The 20,171-nt window shown below is 60.5% G+C and carries 16 protein-coding genes; 7 read left to right on the top strand and 9 right to left on the bottom strand.

Features of this window, described 5'->3' with window-relative positions; translation table 11 throughout:
• Positions 1 to 366 precede the first annotated feature (366 nt).
• The 4 genes from PSEUDOMOFG3G_RS09755 to PSEUDOMOFG3G_RS09740 form a co-directional block, all read right to left on the bottom strand.
• On the bottom strand, positions 367 to 1,215 hold the full coding sequence (locus tag PSEUDOMOFG3G_RS09755; protein WP_139049788.1) for an ureidoglycolate lyase: 849 nt from the start codon (positions 1,213 to 1,215) through the stop codon (positions 367 to 369).
• A gap of 37 nt (positions 1,216 to 1,252) precedes the next feature.
• A complete protein-coding gene (locus PSEUDOMOFG3G_RS09750; RefSeq protein ID WP_139049787.1) occupies positions 1,253 to 1,993 on the bottom strand; it encodes an SDR family oxidoreductase in 741 nt (246 codons plus the stop codon).
• A complete protein-coding gene (locus PSEUDOMOFG3G_RS09745; protein ID WP_139049786.1) occupies positions 1,990 to 3,372 on the bottom strand; it encodes an MFS transporter in 1,383 nt (460 codons plus the stop codon). Before PSEUDOMOFG3G_RS09745 ends, PSEUDOMOFG3G_RS09750 begins: the two co-directional genes overlap by 4 nt.
• Positions 3,373 to 3,625: 253 nt before the next feature.
• Positions 3,626 to 4,588, bottom strand: coding sequence for a LysR family transcriptional regulator (locus PSEUDOMOFG3G_RS09740; protein WP_139049785.1), 963 nt, complete (start codon positions 4,586 to 4,588; stop codon positions 3,626 to 3,628).
• A 114-nt stretch (positions 4,589 to 4,702) separates the two neighbouring features.
• Here PSEUDOMOFG3G_RS09740 and PSEUDOMOFG3G_RS09735 point away from each other — a divergent pair, with 114 nt between their 5' ends.
• The 4 genes from PSEUDOMOFG3G_RS09735 to PSEUDOMOFG3G_RS09720 all read left to right on the top strand — a co-directional run bounded on the left by PSEUDOMOFG3G_RS09735 (position 4,703) and on the right by PSEUDOMOFG3G_RS09720 (position 10,567).
• Positions 4,703 to 5,884, top strand: a complete 1,182-nt coding sequence (locus PSEUDOMOFG3G_RS09735) for a fumarylacetoacetate hydrolase family protein (protein WP_139049784.1) — start codon at positions 4,703 to 4,705, stop codon at positions 5,882 to 5,884.
• 47 nt (positions 5,885 to 5,931) lie between these two features.
• A complete protein-coding gene (locus PSEUDOMOFG3G_RS09730) occupies positions 5,932 to 7,716 on the top strand; it encodes an IlvD/Edd family dehydratase (RefSeq protein ID WP_139049783.1) in 1,785 nt (594 codons plus the stop codon).
• A 260-nt stretch (positions 7,717 to 7,976) separates the two neighbouring features.
• Positions 7,977 to 8,657, top strand: coding sequence for a peptidoglycan-binding protein (locus PSEUDOMOFG3G_RS09725; protein ID WP_139049782.1), 681 nt, complete (start codon positions 7,977 to 7,979; stop codon positions 8,655 to 8,657).
• 56 nt (positions 8,658 to 8,713) lie between these two features.
• Entirely contained in the window at positions 8,714 to 10,567 is a 1,854-nt protein-coding gene (locus PSEUDOMOFG3G_RS09720) for a protein Hnh (protein WP_256677109.1), read from the top strand.
• On the opposite strand, the gene PSEUDOMOFG3G_RS09715 is transcribed toward PSEUDOMOFG3G_RS09720, so the two are convergent.
• The 4 genes from PSEUDOMOFG3G_RS09715 to PSEUDOMOFG3G_RS09700 all read right to left on the bottom strand — a co-directional run bounded on the left by PSEUDOMOFG3G_RS09715 (position 10,562) and on the right by PSEUDOMOFG3G_RS09700 (position 14,760).
• The gene (locus PSEUDOMOFG3G_RS09715; RefSeq protein ID WP_139049780.1) at positions 10,562 to 11,206 is read right to left on the bottom strand and encodes a hypothetical protein; all 645 of its coding nucleotides are present in this window, start codon (positions 11,204 to 11,206) and stop codon (positions 10,562 to 10,564) included. The two genes, PSEUDOMOFG3G_RS09720 and PSEUDOMOFG3G_RS09715, sit on opposite strands and share 6 nt — an antisense overlap.
• A gap of 149 nt (positions 11,207 to 11,355) precedes the next feature.
• Complete coding sequence (locus PSEUDOMOFG3G_RS09710) at positions 11,356 to 12,804, bottom strand: APC family permease (RefSeq protein WP_139049779.1); 1,449 nt, start codon at positions 12,802 to 12,804, stop codon at positions 11,356 to 11,358.
• 193 nt (positions 12,805 to 12,997) lie between these two features.
• A complete protein-coding gene (locus PSEUDOMOFG3G_RS09705; protein ID WP_139049778.1) occupies positions 12,998 to 13,738 on the bottom strand; it encodes an IclR family transcriptional regulator in 741 nt (246 codons plus the stop codon).
• A gap of 59 nt (positions 13,739 to 13,797) precedes the next feature.
• The gene (locus PSEUDOMOFG3G_RS09700) at positions 13,798 to 14,760 is read right to left on the bottom strand and encodes a helix-turn-helix domain-containing protein (protein WP_139049777.1); all 963 of its coding nucleotides are present in this window, start codon (positions 14,758 to 14,760) and stop codon (positions 13,798 to 13,800) included.
• 216 nt (positions 14,761 to 14,976) lie between these two features.
• Here PSEUDOMOFG3G_RS09700 and PSEUDOMOFG3G_RS09695 point away from each other — a divergent pair, with 216 nt between their 5' ends.
• The 3 genes from PSEUDOMOFG3G_RS09695 to PSEUDOMOFG3G_RS09685 all read left to right on the top strand — a co-directional run bounded on the left by PSEUDOMOFG3G_RS09695 (position 14,977) and on the right by PSEUDOMOFG3G_RS09685 (position 18,511).
• Complete coding sequence (locus PSEUDOMOFG3G_RS09695) at positions 14,977 to 16,353, top strand: aspartate aminotransferase family protein (RefSeq protein ID WP_139049776.1); 1,377 nt, start codon at positions 14,977 to 14,979, stop codon at positions 16,351 to 16,353.
• 44 nt (positions 16,354 to 16,397) lie between these two features.
• Positions 16,398 to 17,852, top strand: a complete 1,455-nt coding sequence (locus PSEUDOMOFG3G_RS09690; RefSeq protein WP_139049775.1) for an aldehyde dehydrogenase — start codon at positions 16,398 to 16,400, stop codon at positions 17,850 to 17,852.
• Positions 17,853 to 17,947: 95 nt separating this feature from the next.
• Positions 17,948 to 18,511, top strand: coding sequence for a cytochrome b (locus tag PSEUDOMOFG3G_RS09685; RefSeq protein WP_139049774.1), 564 nt, complete (start codon positions 17,948 to 17,950; stop codon positions 18,509 to 18,511).
• 85 nt (positions 18,512 to 18,596) lie between these two features.
• Here the strand turns inward: PSEUDOMOFG3G_RS09685 and PSEUDOMOFG3G_RS09680 are convergent, their stop codons facing one another.
• Positions 18,597 to 19,934 carry an alginate export family protein gene (locus PSEUDOMOFG3G_RS09680; RefSeq protein ID WP_139049773.1) on the bottom strand — a complete coding sequence of 446 codons (1,338 nt, stop codon included), beginning with the start codon at positions 19,932 to 19,934 and terminating at the stop codon, positions 18,597 to 18,599.
• Positions 19,935 to 20,171: the final 237 nt, after the last annotated feature.

The following is a 20,171-nucleotide window of genomic DNA, read 5'->3' as shown; positions in this document are numbered from 1 at the left end:
CCACAATACCTGCGTTCGGCCAGCGTGGTTAACGGGGCGCCGAGATCAACGTCCGTCGCGAGGCGGCCTGACAGCCGACCTGTTTCTTGGTGAGACCGCGTTCCCCCTGTGGGAGCGAGCCTGCTCGCGAAGACGGCCTGAAAGCCTGCCTATTTCTCCCGGTCGTACCCCGATCCCAGTGTGGGAGCGAGCTTGCTCGCGAAGGCGGCCTGAAAGCCTGCCTATTCTCCCGCTCGTACTCCGATCCCAGTGTGGGAGCGAGCCTGCTCGCGAAAGCGGCCTGAAAGCCTGCCTATTTCTCCCGGTCGTACTCCGATCCCAGTGTGGGAGCGAGCCTGCTCGCGAAGGCGGCAGTGAGCCCAGCCGTCAGTCCGCCTGTACCGTGACTTGACGCTGTTCACCCAGGCCCTCGATCCCCAGGCGCATGGTCTGGCCCGGCCGTAGGAACACCGGGTGGGGCTTGATGCCCAAGCCTACACCGGGGGGTGTGCCGGTCGAGATGACGTCGCCGGGTTGCAGGCTCATGCAGCGGCTCAGGTAGGCAATCAGTTGCGGCACGCTGAAGATCAGCGTCCGGGTATTGCCGTTCTGATAGCGGTGCCCGTCGACCTCCAGCCACAGATCCAGCGTATGCGGGTCGGCGATTTCGTCCCGGGTCACCAGCCAGGGTCCAAGAGGGCCAAAGGTGTCGAAGCCTTTGCCCTTGTCCCAGGTGCCGCCGCGCTCCAGTTGCCACTCACGCTCTGACACGTCGTTGATGACGCAATAACCGGCGACATGCTCCAGGGCGTTGGCTTCGTCGATGTAACGACCGCCTTTACCAATGACCACGCCAAGTTCGACTTCCCAGTCGGTCTTGAGTGAGCCACGCGGGATCTGGATGTCGTCGTTCGGTCCGCAGATGGCGCTGGTCCACTTGTTGAAGATGATCGGTTCTTTCGGCACCTCCATGTTCGACTCGGCTGCATGGTCGGCATAGTTCAGGCCGATGCAGATGAATTTGCCGACCTGCCCGACACAGGCACCGATCCGAGGCTGGCCGGCAACCAGGGGCAGGCTGTACGGATCGAGGGCTGCTAGCGCTGCCAGGCTGTCCGGGCCCAGGGCCTGTCCGGCGATGTCCGGCACATGGCCCGACAGGTCGCGGATCTGATGATCGGCATCCAGCAGGCCGGGTTTCTCCGAACCTTTTTCGCCGTAACGCAACAGTTTCATGGAGTTCTCCTGTTCAGATTCAAAGTGAAAACCGGGTTCAGATACTCATGCCGCCATCGATAACATGCACGCCACCGGTGGTGAAGCTCGACGCATCGCTGCCCAGGTACACGGCCAACTGCGCGATTTCTTCGGTACTGCCGATACGGCCCATGGGCTGACGTTCGAGGAACTGCCGGTAAACCTGGGTCTCATCCACACCTTGTTGCGCAGCCTGGGCCGCGATGCGCTGTCGGAGCGACGGCGAGTCCACGGTACCAGGGCATATGGCGTTACAACGGATGCCCTGAGTGACGAAGTCGATAGCCACAGCCTTCGTCAAGCCCACTACCGCCGCCTTGCTGGCCGCATAGGCAAAACGGTTGGGCACGCCTTTGATGCTGGAGGCCACCGACGACATGTTGATGATCGAACCGCCGCCCCGCGCCTGCATGCCTGGCAGAAATGCGCGGATCATCCGGTACATGGCCGTGACGTTGAGGTCCAGCGAACGCGCCCAGGCGGCTTCGTCGCACTCCAGGATGTTGCCGCTGTGAACGTAACCGGCGCAATTGAAGAGCACGTCCAGCCCACCGATACGCTCGCAGGCAGCGCTGATGGCAACGGTCGACGTGACGTCCAGGTTGATGGCAGTAATCCCTTCAATGCCAGTGAGGGCATGGATATCGATGTCACTGGCGAACACCTCGGCGCCGGCCCGGGCGAAAGCAATGGCGCTGGCCAAACCAATGCCCTGCCCCGCTGCCGTCACCAACACCCGCTTATTTTGCAGATTCATGCAGTCTCCAGTTGCACTGCCGTGTCGGCGTGCTTGGGAGTCCTGCCGAGCATCGAGGCAGGGATGGCCAGGATCAGTCCGCCGCTGACCAAAAGACACAGGGCGAGTACATAGGTGCCGTTGTTGATGTTGCCCGTGAGGGTTTCCGCCACGGCGGTGATCATCGAACCGGTGAACCCCGACAGGTTACCGATGGCGTTGATCATGCCGATGCCGGCCGCGGCGGCGACGCCCGACAGCACGGTCCCCGGCAAGGTCCAGAAAATCGGCATCAAGCTGAGGATTCCCGAGGCGGAGACGCTGAGGAAAAGCACGGACAACACCAGGTTGTCAGCGAAGAAGGCACTGAGGATCAAGCCGACGCCGCCAATGAACGCCGGGATCGCCGCGTGCAGGCGCCGCTCACCGGTGCGGTTGGAGTGCCGGGCATTGAGCAGCATCGCCACCACTGCCACCGAGTACGGGATGGCGGTCAGCAAACCGATGTGCAAACTGTTCGTGATACCGGTGCTCTTGATGATCGAGGGCATCCAGAACGCCAGGCCGTAGAAGCCGGTATTGAAGGTCAGCAGAATCAGCACCAGCAACCACACCCGAGGGTTGAAAAACACTTCGCTCAGCCGTGTGGCCTTGCCCTGGTTGTCGGTTTGCAGATTGGCCTTGAGCATGGCTTTTTCCGCGACGCTAAGCCATTTGGCTTTATCGATGTTGTCGGCCAGACAGACGATCACCACAAACGCCATGATGATCGAAGGGATGCCTTCAATGAGCAGCATCCATTGCCAGCCGGACAGGCCTTGCACCCCTTGCATGCTGTTCATCAGCCAACCGGAGAGAATGCCACCCAAGGTCAGACTGACCGGCAGTGCCAGCAGGAAGCCGGACATCACCCGGCTCTGCCGGTGGGTCGGAAACCAGTAATTGAGGTAGAGAATCACGCCAGGGAAAAAGCCCGCTTCGCAGATGCCCAACAGGAAACGCAGCACGTAGAACATCGTGCTCGATTCGAGGTGGAAGAAGGCCGCCAGCGGCACGGTGTAGGCCACGGCCATGGAGATCACCGCCCAACTGAGCATGATCCGGGCGATCCAGAACCGTGCGCCAAAGCGATGCAGCAACAGGTTGCTGGGCACTTCGAAGAGAAAATAGCCCCAGAAGAACATACTGGCGCCCAAGGCATACACGGTGTTGCTGAATTGCAGCTCGTTGAGCATATCGAGCTTGGCAAAACCGATGTTCACCCGGTCGAGGTAGGCAGCCATGTAACACAAGAGCAGGACCGGCAGGATGCGCCAGATAACCTTGCGGTAGGTCCGGTCCTCAAAATTGAGTTCACTGGCTTGCGACTGCGCGGGTAAATGCTCGGATACGGTTTGCATGAGGTCACCCCTGGGCATGTGGGCATGCCTGATTGTTTTTATTGAGTGGGTCACTCTACTGTCGGGAATTGATTCTTTCCCAATGGCATTTTTGGATTAACTGATAACGAGTCGTTATCGAGATAACCATCGGCCGGTGCCGAACTTGTGCCGAGGAGATTTATCTGTGGGAGCAAGGCTTGCCCGCGATGAAGACGACGCGGTCAGCGAGTACGAGGCGCCGGCATCGCGGGCAAGCCTTGCTCCCGCAGACTCACCGACTTTCTTGAGTGGACGATGTGGCAGCCAGACGCGCGTTTTCCTTGAGAATGTCAGCGAACTCCAGCGCCGCCCCCACCAGTTGCTCACCCTTGCGCGTGAGGATGCCGTAATCCTGCGGCACCAGGTGCAAGGGCGTATCGAGGGTTATCAACTGGCCGCTTTCCAGCAGCGGGTTGACCATGGCATTGGGCAGCATGCCGATCATGGGTCCGCGTTGTAGAACCTGGAGGAAAGTCTGCATAGAGATGGTGTCGATGGTATTGCGCGGCATCCCCACCCCGGCCTCGGCAAAGGCCAGTTCCATGCGTGCACGAATCGGTGTGCCTACCGGGTAGAGAATCCAGGGCAGGTCCACCAGTTGCTGCAAGGAAGTGGGCCCCGCGTTTGCCAGCGGATGTCGGCTGTTGACCACGATGCAGAACGGCTCCGGGGCCAACGCCTGGAAGTCATAGCGTTGCTGCTGGCTTTGATCGGTAAAGCGGGCCACCGCAAGATCAAGGGTTTTTTCTTCGAGCATCTCCATCAAATGGTTACTGGTCTGCTCAACGACCTCAATCGATAGCAGCGGCCACCTTTGCTTGATCTGCAGGATCGCCTCGGGCAAGGCCACCGCCGTGGCGGCGAAAATCCCGCCGACCTTGAGATAACCGTGACCGCCCTCGCGCAGGCTGCTGATTTGCTCAACGAACGAACGTGCATCATTCAAAGCGATTTGCGCATAACGCAACACATGCTCCCCCAGCGCCGTGGGCGGCATGCTTCGGGGCAGCCGTTCGAATAATGCAAAGCCCAGCAGGCTTTCTATTTCCTTGAGCATCTTGCTGATGGCCGGCTGACTCAGGTTCATCTGCTGGGCAGCCAAATGCATATTGCGTGTGCGCCCCAAGGTATCGATCAACATCAGGTGGCGAAATTTGAGCCAGCCGCAGACGCTGGAAAAGGACAGATCTGACATGGGCGTTCCTCGGATCAGCAATAACCTGACGTTATCAAATACTGAATATATCTCATTGGAGTTTATCGACCACCCACCCTAGCGTGAAGGCTTTACGAATCAGGAAACCTTTCCATGTCGCTACTGCTTACTCCCGAAAATACCCTGCCGGTCGATGGCGTGGCCGGCACCCTGATTGGTCGCGCCTGGGTGCCGGGCCGGATTGCCGGGCCTTCGCCCATTGTGCTGCGCAGCGACGGGGTGTTTGATCTGTCGGAGCGTTTTGCGACCTTGAGTGACTTGCTGGAAACAGAATCACCACTGGCTGCGGTGCGGCAGACACCCGGTACCTTCATCACCACTGTCCAGGCCCTGCTGGCCAACACCGGCCTCGACGCCGACCCGTCCAAACCGTCGTTGTTGCCACCCCTGGATTTGCAAGTCATCAAGGCCGCCGGCGTGACCTTCGCCGCCAGCATGATCGAGCGAGTGATCGAGGAACAGGCCGGCGGCGACTCAACGAAAGCCCTAGCCATACGCGCCACCGTGCAAAGCGTGATCGGCGACAACTTGCGTTCGATCGTGCCAGGCTCGGAGCAGGCCATGCGCCTGAAGGCCTTGCTCATCGAACAGGGCATGTGGTCGCAGTATCTGGAAGTCGGCATCGGCCCGGATGCGGAAATCTTCACCAAGGCACCGGTTCTCGCCGCCGTCGGCAGCGGCAGCCGCATCGGCATTCATCCCGGCTCCCAATGGAACAATCCGGAGCCGGAAGTGGTGCTGGCGGTGAACAGCCGTGGCCAGATCCACGGCGCCACTTTGGGCAACGATGTCAATCTGCGGGACTTCGAAGGCCGTAGCGCGCTGCTGCTGAGCAAGGCCAAGGACAACAATGCCTCCTGCGCCATCGGGCCGTTCATTCGCCTGTTCGACGAGCACTTCAGCCTGGATGATGTGCGGGCCTGCGTGGTCGATCTGCAGGTACAAGGCGAAGACGGTTACCGGATGCATGGATCGAGCTCCATGAGCCAGATCAGCCGCGACCCGCAGGACCTGGCGGGCCAGACGCTCAACGCCAATCACCAATACCCGGACGGTTTTCTGCTGTTTCTCGGTACCCTGTTCGCCCCCACAGAAGACCGTGATCATGCCGGTGGCGGGTTTACCCACAAACTGGGTGACCGGGTCAGTATCAGCAGCCCATTGCTTGGCAGCCTGCATAACCAGGTGACCCACAGCTCTGACGCCGCACCCTGGACCTTTGGCGTCAGCGCTCTGCTGCGCAATCTCGCCTCCCGGGGGTTGCTCGCCCGCTGACGCAGAACCGTTTGCCGATTCGCCTAATTACAAGAGAGAAATGAATCATGACCGACACGCCAAAACGCCGACTGCGCAGCGAGCAGTGGTTCAATGATCCTGCCCACGCCGACATGACCGCCCTGTATGTCGAACGCTACATGAACTACGGGATGACCCGCCAAGAGCTGCAATCGGGACGCCCGATCATAGGCATCGCCCAGACCGGCAGCGACCTGACGCCCTGCAACCGTCATCACCTGGAGCTGGCGCAACGGGTCAAAGCCGGTATTCGTGATGCCGGCGGCATTCCCATGGAGTTCCCGGTGCATCCGATCGCCGAGCAGTCGCGCCGCCCCACTGCGGCGCTGGACCGGAACCTGGCCTACCTGGGGCTGGTGGAGATCCTCCATGGTTATCCATTGGACGGCGTGGTGCTCACCACAGGTTGCGACAAGACCACCCCGGCCTGCCTGATGGCCGCGGCAACAACCGACCTGCCGGCGATTGTCCTGTCCGGCGGGCCGATGCTCGACGGTCACCACAAAGGCGAGTTGATCGGCTCCGGCACCGTGCTCTGGCATGCGCGCAATCTGATGGCCGCCGGCGAGATCGACTACGAAGGCTTCATGGAAATGACCACTGCGGCATCGCCGTCGGTGGGGCACTGCAACACCATGGGCACTGCCTTGTCGATGAACGCCTTGGCCGAAGCCCTGGGTATGTCGCTGCCCGGTTGTGCGAGCATTCCAGCGCCCTACCGCGAACGTGGGCAAATGGCTTATGCCACCGGCAAGCGTATCTGCGAACTGGTGCTGCAAGACGTCCGCCCTTCGCAGATCATGACCCGCGAGGCCTTCGAGAACGCTATTGCCGTCGCCTCGGCACTGGGCGCTTCGAGCAACTGTCCGCCACACCTGATCGCCATCGCGCGGCACATGGGCGTCGAACTGAGCCTGGATGACTGGCAACGGATCGGCGAGGACGTGCCGCTGCTGGTCAATTGCATGCCGGCGGGCAAGTACCTGGGTGAAGGTTTCCACCGGGCCGGCGGCGTCCCAGCGGTCATGCATGAACTGCAAAAAGCCGGGCGGCTGCACGAAGACTGCGCCACGGTCAGCGGCAAGACCATCGGCGAAATCGTGCGCAGCAGCCTGACCAGCAACCCCGATGTAATCTACCCCTTCGACACCCCGCTCAAGCACCGTGCCGGATTCATCGTGCTCAGCGGCAATTTCTTCGACAGCGCGATCATGAAAATGTCGGTGGTGGGAGAAGCGTTCCGCAAGACCTACCTGTCCGAACCCGGTGCCGAGGATAGCTTCGAAGCCCGCGCCATCGTGTTCGAAGGACCGGAGGACTACCACGCCCGGATCGACGACCCGGCGTTGGACATCGACGAACGCTGCATCCTGGTCATCCGCGGTGTTGGCACCGTGGGTTACCCCGGCAGTGCCGAAGTGGTGAACATGGCCCCGCCGGCCGCGCTGATCAAACAAGGCATCGACTCCCTACCCTGCCTCGGTGATGGGCGCCAGAGCGGCACATCGGCGAGCCCGTCGATCCTCAACATGTCCCCTGAGGCAGCGGTGGGAGGTGGCCTGGCCTTGCTGAAAACCAACGACCGCCTGAAAGTGGATCTGAACACACGAACCGTGAACCTGCTGATCGACGAAGCCGAGATGACCCGGCGCCGACTCGAATGGACACCGAATATCCCGCCTTCGCAAACGCCCTGGCAGGAGCTGTATCGGCAGTTGGTGGGTCAGCTATCCACGGGGGGCTGCCTTGAGCCTGCCACGTTGCATCTCAGAGTGATTGCCCGCAGCGGTGAGCCACGCCACTCTCACTGACGAAGGCAAGTCTGTTCATTGCCCCACTACCGCGCCGCCAGGATGTGAGCAGCTGGCTATCCGACGTTCAGCGTCGGCTAGCCTGGCCATCGGCCAGAAGCCCTACCGCGACCAAACGCTTACAAAATAACAACCGGCACCTCATCAAGTCAGAGCTCCTTCCAAAACGCCCATAACCTACTAAGGTTTTAATCGCCTGCTGAATCGGCGCGATTGCCTTCAGATGACCACAGTGCGACTTCCAGGGAAGGAGAAACCGTATGAATGCCAGATCGGACCCGGGCGGTGACGGCATCGTCCTTACACTGGGGGCCACCGAAAGCGTCGACAGTGTGGCCTACGCCTACGGGCATGCGCGCGAGACACTCTGGGATCACCCGCGCAATGCCGATCTGCGCCGTCAACACCCGGACGGGACGGCGCTCGCGGCGGGTGATTCGTTGTTCGTCCCGCCGCGTGTGAAAGCGACCTTCGAACAGAACGCCACCGGGCAAAGACACACCTTCCGCGTACTGAACACCCCTGCCATGCTCAGGTTTCGCCCTTATGCCCTCGCAGGACAGGGCCTGGCCCGGCACTTTCAGGTATTGCGCGGTGACACGCTGCTGGGCAGTGGCGAAGCCGAAGCCAACGGCGATATCGTCTGGCCTCTGGAGCCCACCGCCGACGACATCACCGTGCGCGTAACCTTTGACGGCTTCTCCCGCGATTATCATCTGAGGCTGCGCGCGCTCGACCCGATCAGTACCCTCAAAGGCGTGCAGCAGCGTCTGCGTGGCCTTGGCTACTTCAACGGCGACTGCGATGGTCAGATGGATGACGCGACCCGTGTGGCCATCGGTGCGTTCAAGATGCAGGCCGGATTGCCCGACGACAATGAGTTACTCAGCGATGCCGTACGCACCGCGCTCCACGGCTACCACGGCGAGGCCCCCGTATGATCAGGGTTCGCAAAACGCCTACGGCCCCTCCCGCGCTACAGCGCTCGCACGATGCCATGAAAAACAACGTCCTGCAGGCTGTTCAGGCTGGCGCTTCGGTGGTCCTCTGCACCAAAGGCACCAACACCGCCAAAACAAAAAGTGTTCCCAAAGGCTCGGTGAAGGTCGTCATCGATGACGACCAATACAAACCGCCCCACGCCAAAGCGCTGCTCAAGGTCGACCAATATGGCAAGTGCGCCTTTTGCGAGGCACGCTTCATGGACACCGCAGGCGGGGATGTTGAACATTTCCGGCCGAAAAAACGCCACGACGGTTTCGTTCCAGTGAACGACAAGGCAATGGATAACCTCGGTTATTTTCAGTACGTGTACGACTGGAGCAACCACTTGTGGTCATGCAAGGAGTGCAACGAGACCTACAAGAAGAACTACTTTGACGTGATACCGGACAATCTGGCGCAACCGCCGCCGAGACTGGAAGACTTCAACACCGAGGATGAGTTCTGGGACGCCATTGGCGAATGGGGCCGGTTCAGGCCACCGCGCCACGACGCGTGGGACGACCCGCACAACGCCGAGAAACCGGTGTTGATCAATCCTGTCACCGAGAATCCCCGCGAGCACATCAACTTCAATTGCGCGACAGGACTGGCCATCCCCGCCCCTCTGAATGACCTCAACCAACAAATGCAGCCCACCAGCGACAGGGGTGGCAAGAATATCCTTGTGCTCGGTCTGAACCGCAAGGAGCTTGTGTTCGCCCGCATGCGGCATCTGACAATGTTGCGAGGGGTTTTTCTGGAGATGACCCACAGCCTCGACCTGACGATCGAATTCCTGAAATGGCAACGTGGAGAAGAGTGGTTCAAGACCTTGCAGGAACCGACATTGCGCCATCTGGTGAAATACCCCGACGCTTATCAGGTATCGGACAATCCAACGCGCTGCGCTATCGAGTTTTTGTTCTATTCGACAACGCCCCAGGCACCGTTCTCTGGATTGGCAATGGACGCCTTTGCCTGCTGGAGCCTGGAACTGGCCCGGCACGTGATGCAGTTGCGCGAGCACATCACTCAACTGCAGGCCGCACAAAGCGGGATAGCCCCGGCCACCCGCAGCGTCCACGAACTCCCCCGGCTCAGTCTGCATGCGACCATCCTCGCTACCTACAAGGCGGACATGAAGGCGCTGCAAGCATTGCGCGACACCCTTGAGGTGTATGCTCCGCTATGGAATGCCGGCTTTGAGCAAACGCACATCGAATACGTCTGCCGGGATCGCCTGGAAAAAGTCATGGCTGAACACGCCCAATTTTTCCTGTGGCAAAAGAACTATACCCGTTACGACCCGGCTTTCGTCGCCGGCTATCTGACCCACGAACGCAACTTCCTGGATGTATACAACGCCCTGGAAACCTATGAATGCGACAAGAGTACGTGGAGCAATGCGATAGACGCGATGAGGCGAAACCTCAATAGATACGGGCCGGATCTCGCAGAAGACCTCACGCCCCATTGCAATCAGGTCGTCGCCCGACTCAAGGTGGTGACGCAAGCGTTCGACCAGGATCGAAACCTGACTCAGACAGCGCCCTGGTGCAACGAAGTGGTCAAGATAGGACAGGATGCTGAACAGCTTACCGCTGAGCTCGACCGCCGTTGCCAAGCCTGTGGGAACGAAGATGCCAGCAACAGCACCACTGAAATGCGCACCACGCTGACGAAAATCGCCAACGCCGTCGCCAAGCTGAAAGCGGGCGACATTCCCCGAGAAGTGATGCCACTTGAATTGCCAACTGCGCCGAAGCCCTGGATCACGCCAAAGGCCACCGGGCTGCGCAAGCGCGCCGGCATGCCCCAAGACCTGGACGCCGCGTGGAAGCACATTCGTTTGCGATCCAATTCATGAGCCGCGGCATCGCTCGACGGCACGCTGATCGAGTTTGGGAAACGTCACCTGACAGTTGCCGGGATCAACCCCTTCCGCTCTCGCCCGGCCGAGTTCGTCAAGCACACCGCTGCGCTGGGTCCCATTGGGCAGCACAATGACGTAGGGCTCCCCGCTGACGGGCTGCCCCTGCATATCCAGTAACTCGATCTCCACGAAGGTCAGCGCAACCGGCTCAAGTGGATTGACGGACTCGGACGAGGCTTTTACCCGCGCACGCTTGTGAGCCGCGGCGGACACCGGTGCAACAACCGCTTCCACAGCGCCCGAGGCCGGTAAGCGAACGGGCATCGGTCGTTGATGTGGAGACACGTAAGCACACAACTCGCCACTCGACAGCTTGCCCGCGACCTGACGGCGAATCTCGTCATCGTCCAGCAGATGGACCAGAATCCCCTGGGCGGACAATAGCGCGCGCAGACGGGCTACTTCACCGCTCCCGGCAAAATGTCGGCGAATAAAGCGCTCTGCCTGCCACGGTTCACGCACATCGATCCTGGTCGCCGGGCTTCCCTCTCGCAGCGCGGACTGGCCATCAGCAAGGTTGGATCGAGTACCCAGCTCAATGCGATCGGCGCCGTCAAAAAAACAAATCCGCATAGGCTGCCAGTCCCGGACAGGAGGATGAAGAGGCAGTGTAGATGATCCAGCACCGGTGATTTGTGCCTATTCGGCAAGCTTGGTTGCGAGGTCGCAGGCCATCCATGGCAAGGCGCCCAGAGATTCAGTTGAACGGACTGCGTGGGGACTCAGAGCTTGTGACTGCCCAATGCCAGGTATCGCTGCGGTGACGCCTTACGAAGTCGGGCCGCCAAAAACACACCCGCCAACAGGGCCACGGGAATAATCGCGCAGAGACCGTATGACAAGGCCTTGCTGGCGCCCGTCAACACATCGAAGTGCATGACCGCGATGACCAGCACCGACAATAGGGTAAGACAAGAAAAACCGGGGAAGATCCGCCCACGCCAAACGCCCAGCTTGAGCTCAGGGTGGCGTCGGAAGAAGACCAATACCGCTGCCGAAGTGATCGCCATCAGTAAAATCACGCAAAGCGTCGCCAGGCTGGAAAACCAGGCAAAAAGTTGCAGAATCGGATCGGCATCCATGGCGGCGAAAATCAGCACGACCACGGCAGAGATCAGGCTCTGCAATGCCGACCCCATATGGGGGCTTTGGTGGACGCGATGGGTAGTCCCCAACTGACGCGGCAACAGGCCGTCACGCCCGATGGCGTAGAAGTAACGCGCCGCTGCATTATGAAAAGCCAGCAGGCCGGCGTAGATACTGACCATGAACAGCACCCGGATAATCTGAGTCAGATACGGGCCGACGAAATGGTCGGACATGCCATAAATGAACGTCGTCGGGTCTTGCAAGGCCAGCAGCGTGGGCACAATCTTGTCCGCCCCTACGCCCACCACCATCGACCAGACCGACAGCGCGTAGAAACCACCAATCAGCAATACCGAGCAGTAGGTGGCAATCGGAATGGTACGCTGCGGGTTCTTGGCCTCTTCGCCATAAATAGTCGTGGCCTCGAAGCCGATGAACGCTGCGAAGCAGAACAGCAAACCGATGGACGGCGTGCCGCTGAACACATGGCTGCGATCAAACGAGTCCAGATTGATGCCGCTGTCACCACCGGTTTTCAGAATGGCGAAATCCAGGGTCAGGATTGCCAGGTACTCGGCAATGACCACCACCGACAGCACCCGCGCCGACAGGTCGATCTTGCGATAACCCAGAATCGCAATGCTGGCCATCGCCATCAATGAGTAGGACCACCAGGGCAACTCCAGACCGAAGACGCTGGCCATCGTGCCGCTGACCACGCCGCCGAACATGCCGTACAGACCGACCTGGAGAATGTTGTAGGCAAACATCGCCAGCACCCCGGCCGCTCCTCCGGCCATGCCCCCCAGACCTCGGGAGGTGAACGCATAGAAACCACCGGCGTTGGTGAGATGTCGGGACATGGTGGTGTAGCCCACTGAAAACGCCAGTAACACCAACAGAGCCAGAAGCAACAAGGCCGGTGTCCCGGCACCATTGCCTAGCATGATACCTATGGGGAAGCCCCCGGCGATGACACTCAACGGGCTCGCCGCCGAAACCACGAAGAAAATGATGAAGCCGACACCCAGGGCGCCACGCTTGAGCTCCGTGGAGCTATTGACCGGGGTAAATACACTCATGTTATTGACCTTCTTGTATGAGGCAGCCGCTGTGAGATCGGTGAGGTCAACCGCTACCGTCACCCAATAGCTTGTCGCGTTATCGCACGCTGGGTTCGATCCTATGCCCGCCCATAAGCACCCCACTATCCCAAATCGGTAACTCGCAGAACTCGCCTCAAAAAAGCCAGCCATCCACCCGGCCTTTATCACCTCATTGCAAAGCGATACGTGTCGTCAGCTGCGCCGCCGCGCCCATCACCAGATCACACAGGTAGCTGCGCTGAAACGCGTGGAACCGCTCACTGCGCCCAACCAGGGTCATGCTCCCGAGGATTCGTCGCTTTTCGTCGAAGATCGGCGCCGCGACGCCACTGCGTCCTGGGTACAGCTCACTTTCGCTGATGCAATAACCTTGTTTGCGAATGGCAAGCAAGCTCTTGGTAAACGGCTTCCATTCCAGCCCCAGATGCAGCAATTGGTCCTGGTTCGCGTGGGCATCATAGAGGCGTCGTATCTGGCGTGGCAGCAGATAAGCCAATACGACCCGGGAAGTCGCGCTGTGGAAAAGGTCGATCGGTCGTCCCTTGCCACCTCCGACCGGACCAGCATCGGAGCCACGCTGGATCAGCACGTTGACCACCGAGTCGCCATGCCACTCGCTGACCAACGCATCCAGGCCGGTGTCGGCGACCAGTTTGTCGACCAGGTCCCGACTGCACGCCAGCAGCGGATCGTAGTTCGCCATCTGATGCTCCAGCGTGATGATTCGCGGGCCCAGCGCGTAACCGCGCGGCAAGCGCTTCAACAAGCCGGCATCGCCCAGTTCACGCAGATAGCGGTAGGCAGTGGCGGGCGTGTAGCCAAGCTCCCGGCAAATGATCTCCACATCGATGAGCGGCTGCTCCGGGCGAAAGAGGTCGAAGACCTGAAGCAGGCGGCGAAGACTATTCATGTTTTCTTAAGATCCTGATGAAGTGACAGCTGCCCCGCCGGGTACAGCGGGGTTTTGGTTCAGGCGCGCGCGCAGACAGGGATGGCAGCACGGGCGGTTTGGGAGGGCAACTCTGCGAACAACGCCTGGTACTCCTCGGCAAAATGGCTGAGGTGGTAGAACCCCCATTGGGCGGCGGCATCGCCGATCGAGAGATGGGAGGCCGGGGTAGACATCAAGGCGCGGCGCACTCCGTTGAGCCGAACCGAACGCAAATAGTTCAGCGGTGTGGTCTCGGCCACCGAGCGGAAGCTGTTCTGCACGGTGCGCCGACTCACCTGGAGGCGTTGGCACAACTCGATCACGCTGGGCACATTGAGCATCTCGACAGTCGTCAGACGGTGGCATTTCTCGACAATAAAGCTGCGCGTGGAGCTGGGGCTGCGCTGCTGCTTGTCGCAGGCCGGGTCGGTGAGCAGCTGCAGCAACTCACCGAGCATTGCCTGCTCCAGCCCCTGCTCGCCCGCGCTGTCGAGCGCCTCATCGCCTATGGCCAGAGAGAGCACCGCCAGCAATCGACGCCGGGCCTGGGCGAAGCGCTGCGCGGACACTCGGATCACCGGCTGGCGCAGCAACCGGCTGATTTCCCTGGCCGACGCTGTTTGCTCCAGCGCCTGCTCGAACCATTCGCGTTCGAATGTGATGGACAACAGTTCCATGCCCATCGGCATATGGAACATGAACTCCTCGCCGCCGTGCAGAAAGAACAGGCTGCTGTCGTCCACCTCGCGACCTTGCATCCGCGTCGAACCCGGCACGTTGATCGGCACGGCAAAGCACATCTTGCCGCGCGGAGCCACGCCGTGCTGCACCACACGCTGGTTGATCTGCTCGCTGAACACGTGGCAACGCGCGGTGCTCAGCTGCATCAAAGAACTTTCGGCAAGGCCGGCGGTTAACTGGCTGTAGTCCTGGTTCCACTCCTGAATGGTGGCCGCATGGACATGGATATCGCGAAAATGGCTGATCTGGTGGTTTTTCATGATGCGCGAAAACCTCGGCCGATATTATTGTTTTTTGCCCGCGTTTTTTTGCGATATTCGCACATAGATAAAATAGCGCATAGCTAATTCTCGTATCTGCCACTCGTCGAAACCGGCGGGTGGGGTCGGCTCGTCTATTTGCCGATTCGGGATAACGGCCAGGGACACTCCATGAGAATGATCGGCACACTGAAAACGCCATCCAGAGAGTTCGTCATGAGTGAATCCAAACTAGAATCCCTACACTTCGCGGATGCCCCGCGGATTATTTCCAGCACACTGCCCGGCCCACTGACCCGTGAGGCCCTGGCGTTATCGGCGCGTACCGAGTCGATGGCGCGTGGCGGCGGCCGTATGCCCATCGCCATGGACCGCGCGTTTGGCGCGACTTTCAAGGACCCGGACGGCAACACTTACATCGACCTGTCCGCAGGCGTGGGCGTCAGCAGCGTAGGCCGTTGCCACCCGAAGGTGGTACAGGCGATCCGCGAACAGTCCGAGGTGCTGATGCATGCTCTGGAAATCAACAGCACCCGGCGCACCGAACTGGCCGCCAAGCTCTCGGAAATCGCTCCCGACGGCCTGCGCGGCGACTGCATCACCTTCTTCACGCAAAGCGGCAGCGATGCGCTGGAGGCCGCGATCAAGTTCGCCAAGCGCATCACCGGGCGCCACCAGATCCTTGCCTTCCACGGCGGTTACCACGGCGTGTGGAACGCCTCCGGCGCCCTGACCACCGGCACGGCCTACCGCAAGGGCTACGGTCCGATGATGGGCGGCGTGATTCACGCGCCCTACCCCTATGCCTACCGCTTTCCCTTCGACACCACGCACAAAAGCGCCGAGCAGATCGCCGGCGACTACGTGGACTATCTGCTGAACAGCCCCTACACCGCCGCCGATGACGTGGCGGCCGTGATCGTGGAACCGGTACAGGGCGAAGGCGGCTACGTGCCGCCCTCGCCAGAGTTCCTGCAACTGTTGCGCAAGGCCTGCGATCGCGCCGGCGCGCTGCTGATCGTGGATGAAGTACAGTCCGGCGCCGGGCGTACCGGCAAGATGTGGGCAGTCGAACATTCCGGCGTAAAGCCCGACATGCTGACCTTCGGCAAAGGCATCGGCAGCGACCTGCCAATGGCAGGGCTGATCATGCGCTCGGACCTCGCGGCCTTGATTCCCGACGGTTCGATGCCCAATACCTTCGCCGCCAACTCATTGTCCGCGGCCGTGGCGCTGACCAATATCAGCATCCTGCAGGACCCGGAACTTGGTCTGCTCGAGCGTGCCCACACCCTGGGACTGGAGGCGCAGGAACGTATCCGTGGCTTCAACAGCCCGTTCGTTGGCGAAGTCCGCGGCCGCGGCCTGATGATCGGTATCGAACTCGTCGAAGACCCCATCACCAAGACACCGCTGGAAGGCGCCAAGATCGGTCAGCTCATGGGCTACCTGATGAACCACGGTGTGCTGATGATCCCGTGCGGACGCTACAGCAACGTGATGCGCGTGATGCCCTCGCTGACGATCCCGCGCTCACTGTTCTTCAAGGCCCTAGACATCTTCGGCGACGCCCTGGCCTCCCTCAAGGCATGAGGTGTGGCACCTCCGACCATTCCCCATCACGCATGGACACCTACATGACTCAGTACCTGAAACACTTCATCCAGGGCGCGCCCTTCGAAGCCAGCGACGGAGGTCGCATTCCTCTTATCAACCCCGTGACCGAACAGGTCAACGGTAGCTGCGCAAGCGGTACCGCCGAGGATGTGGACCGCGCCGTGGCAGCGGCGCACGCCCAACTTGAGGGGGGCGCCTGGAGCCGCCTGGACGGCGCCCAGCGCGGTCGCCTGTTGTCGAAACTGGCTGACCTGGTGGAGCGCGACAGCGAATTGCTGGCCGATATGGACGCCAACGCCATCGGTCGCTCACCGCTCGAACCACGCCGGATGGACCTGCCCAACGCAATCGCCAACCTGCGCGCCGCCGCCGGCTGGGCCAACCAGCTTGAAGGGCGCACCATTCCCACCGGCGGCTACTTCGGCAGCAAAACCCTCTCGTACACCGTACGTGAGCCGGTAGGTGTGGTCGGTGCCATCGTGCCGTGGAACTCACCGCTGATGATCACCGTGTGGAAGCTCGCCGCCTTGCTGGCGGCAGGCTGCACCGTGGTCATCAAACCCTCGGAAGAAACCCCACAATCGGCCCTGCACCTGGCAGCGCTGGCTCAAGAAGCGGGCTTTCCTGACGGCGTGATCAACGTGGTCACCGGCTACGGTGCGCAGGTGGGTCGTGCCTTGTGCGAACACCCGCACGTCGCCAAGATCAGTTTCACCGGCAGCCCCGAGGCCGGACGCGAGATCCAGCGCACCGCCGGGGTGTTGTTCAAGCGCGTGGCGCTGGAACTGGGCGGCAAAAGCCCACAGATTGTGTTCGACGATGCGCCCTTCGATGACGCGCTGTTTGGCTGCTCACTGGGCCTGTTCGTCAACCAGGGGCAGATCTGTGCCGCCGGCTCGCGCATCCTGGTACACCGCAGCCTCGCCGAGCGCTTCGCCGCGGCGCTTGCCGAGGCCGCGCGCGCGGTCAAGGTAGGCGACCCTCGCGAGCCTGGCGTACAGATGGGGCCGGTAGCCAAGAAAGCGCAGTTCGATCGCGTCAACCGTTACATCCAGATGGGTATCGACCAAGGCGCCTCTTTGTTGGCCGGCGGTGTATCCACCCCGGAGCAAGGCTGGTTCGTGCGACCGACGATCTTCGCCAACGCCCGCAATGACATGACGATTGCCCAGGACGAAATTTTCGGCCCCGTCGGCACGGTCATCACGTTCGACAGCGAAGAAGAGGCTGTGGCACTGGCCAACGATAGCGCCTACGGCCTGGCGGCCACGGTCTGGACGACCGATCTGGTACGTGCGCACCGCGTGGCCGCTGCGGTAAAGGCCGGCGCCATCGGCGTCAACTGCTGGAGCCCGCTGGACGCCAACCTGCCATGGGGCGGCGTCAAGGCCAGCGGCATTGGTCGTGAAGGTGGGCTTGCCGGTGCGCTGGCCTACACCGAGGAGAAAGTCATCACCGTGCTACTGCCCACCTGAGAAAACTCACTGCACCTGCCCTCTCAGGGCCTTGGGTCCCGAGGGGGTATGAATCGTGCATTTTCGATGCCTTGATGATCAATGAAGAGACTGCGATGAACACCTTAAAACAAGCGACAATTGATCGGTATCCGACCTCCCTGCGCATGCTGCACTGGGTGCGTGCCATCGTCATAGCGGGCCTGCTCTGGGCCGGCTGGTATATGACCGGGCTCGATGATGAAGTGGCGAGCAAGTATGAGCTCTATTACCCATGGCACAAATCCTTCGGGGTGCTGGCATTCCTGTTGGTATTGGTCCAGATCGCCCTGCGTTGGCGTACCCCCACGCTTCCGCAACCACCGCAAACACTGGCCGGGCATGAGCGATTCTTGTCGCGTTTTGTGCAACGTTCCATGTACGTACTGATCGTGGCCGTACCGCTGATGGGCTATTCGATGTCGAGCAGCTACACCATGAGCGACGGCGTGTACTTTTTTGGCGTGAACCTCCCGGAGCTGCTGGCGAAGAATGACGATTTGTTCGTCGTGTTCCAATGGCTGCACAAAGTGCTGGCTTATACCCTGCTGGCGCTGATCGTGTTGCACGTCGCAGGTGCACTCAAGCATCGGTTCTTCGATAGCGACCCTCGCAACGACGTCCTGCGCCGCATGCTGTGACTGAATCACGACTCGGTGAATGCAGGGATGCGCCACCGCTGGTGACGCCCCCTGGTCTAACTATTCTTACGTCGCAAACAGCAGCTCAGAATGCGACCCAAACAATGAATTGGAAGTAGGTGTTGAGCGATGCGCTACCACTCTGGTTGCCTCCGTTGCCGAGCCACTTGTCAGGCTTGTAGAAACCAACGAGCGGCGAGAGCGTGATGTTATCCGTCACCATCCAATCCAGAAACAGATTGACCTCGCGCGCACTGTAATCCTGATCTTGCCGATCAGAGAGCTGATGGTAGTCGAAGTACATTGCGTTAAGGGTCAACTTATCGGTCGGGTTGACTGAGAGCAGCACGTCGCTGATACGCATGTTCGAGGTGACTGAGCCGGCGTAGTTCACACCGATCTCACCCTGGTAACGTTTGCGGTAGCCGCCCTGAAACAGGAAGTCCCACCCTTCGGAGTAACGCGCGTAGCGATAGCTCACCGTCGGTTGCCATTTGACATCGGCGAAGGTGTAGCCCGCATCAAAGAACATCGCCCGCTGCGAGCCCGAACGTTTTTCCTGGCGCGCCACCTCGAACGCGAAGTCGGCATTCTCGATGCCAGCATTGCCCTGGCCACGGATGCTGTAGATATCCATGCCCTTGCGCTCACCCCGATCGGCAAAAACGTATCGCTCTTCGACATCCAGGCCACGCACGTACGTCGAACCGATCGAGCCAATGGGCGTCGTGTAGTCGATGGTGGCGGCCGCCACTTCCGTCTTCGACTGCCCGGGATTATCCGATTTCAACCATATCAGGCTACCGTGAAGGCCCTGCGTACCACCCACCTTGAGGACAGCGGTGTTCCCGAACGCCAATCGCGGGCCCAGGTAAAAGGCTCCGCCGCGATTGAACCGGCCATCCGCTACGCCCTCGATAGGGTTGAAGGCATTTCCGGGGGCGAACCCATCATCGGTGATCAGAAAGCCGTCCACCGTAACGACCTGTCGGCCAAAGGAGAAATCAACGCCGTCCATGCCCAGCGCCGGAATCAGATCACCCGACTTCCAGCCCAGGTAGGCGTCTTCCACGGCTGTTTCCCTTTCATTCCCGGCGGTGAGTGATCCTGCGTCCCCATCACCCCATGATCCCGTACTGATCAGACTGAAACCGCCGTAGATCGAACCTGCACCGATCTTATCCGTCGTGCCGTTTACACCATACTTGGCGAAGCCTTCCTGCCATCGCATCCTGCCGGGCTCTGCTTCGGGGTCGCCGATGTAGTTCTTTTCGCTGCCGAACCAGCCAAATCCCGCCCATAGCTCGGCGTTCAGCACGGTGGCACCGTCATTTTCATTGTAGAGCTCGTAGCCATGAGCCTGGGGCTCAAACGCACAGAGTGCGACCAGCGAAAGCAATGGGGCGTAAGGGGGGGTGCGCATGACGTCTCTCCTGTTTTTATATTTATGAGGCGAGGCGCGAGTGTTCCGCCTGGGTTGCGCAAGCGGTAACCCAAATCAGCACTTGCAGGGGCTCGATGCCCGTTTCTTCGTGCGCGTTATCCCTTCTCCGCAATAAACATTTCCACGACGGGCAGCAGTTGCCGTTTTGGGCTACGGCCCCTGCTCCCACCCCCCTATGCTGGGCCCATAAGAACGTATAAAAACCGAGGCACTCGC

Source organism: Pseudomonas sp. FG-3G (assembly GCF_901007645.1).
Taxonomy (GTDB): domain Bacteria; phylum Pseudomonadota; class Gammaproteobacteria; order Pseudomonadales; family Pseudomonadaceae; genus Aquipseudomonas; species Aquipseudomonas rhizophila.
Note: the sequence above shows the minus strand (reverse complement) of the source record. Positions and strands in the feature narration are given on the sequence as shown.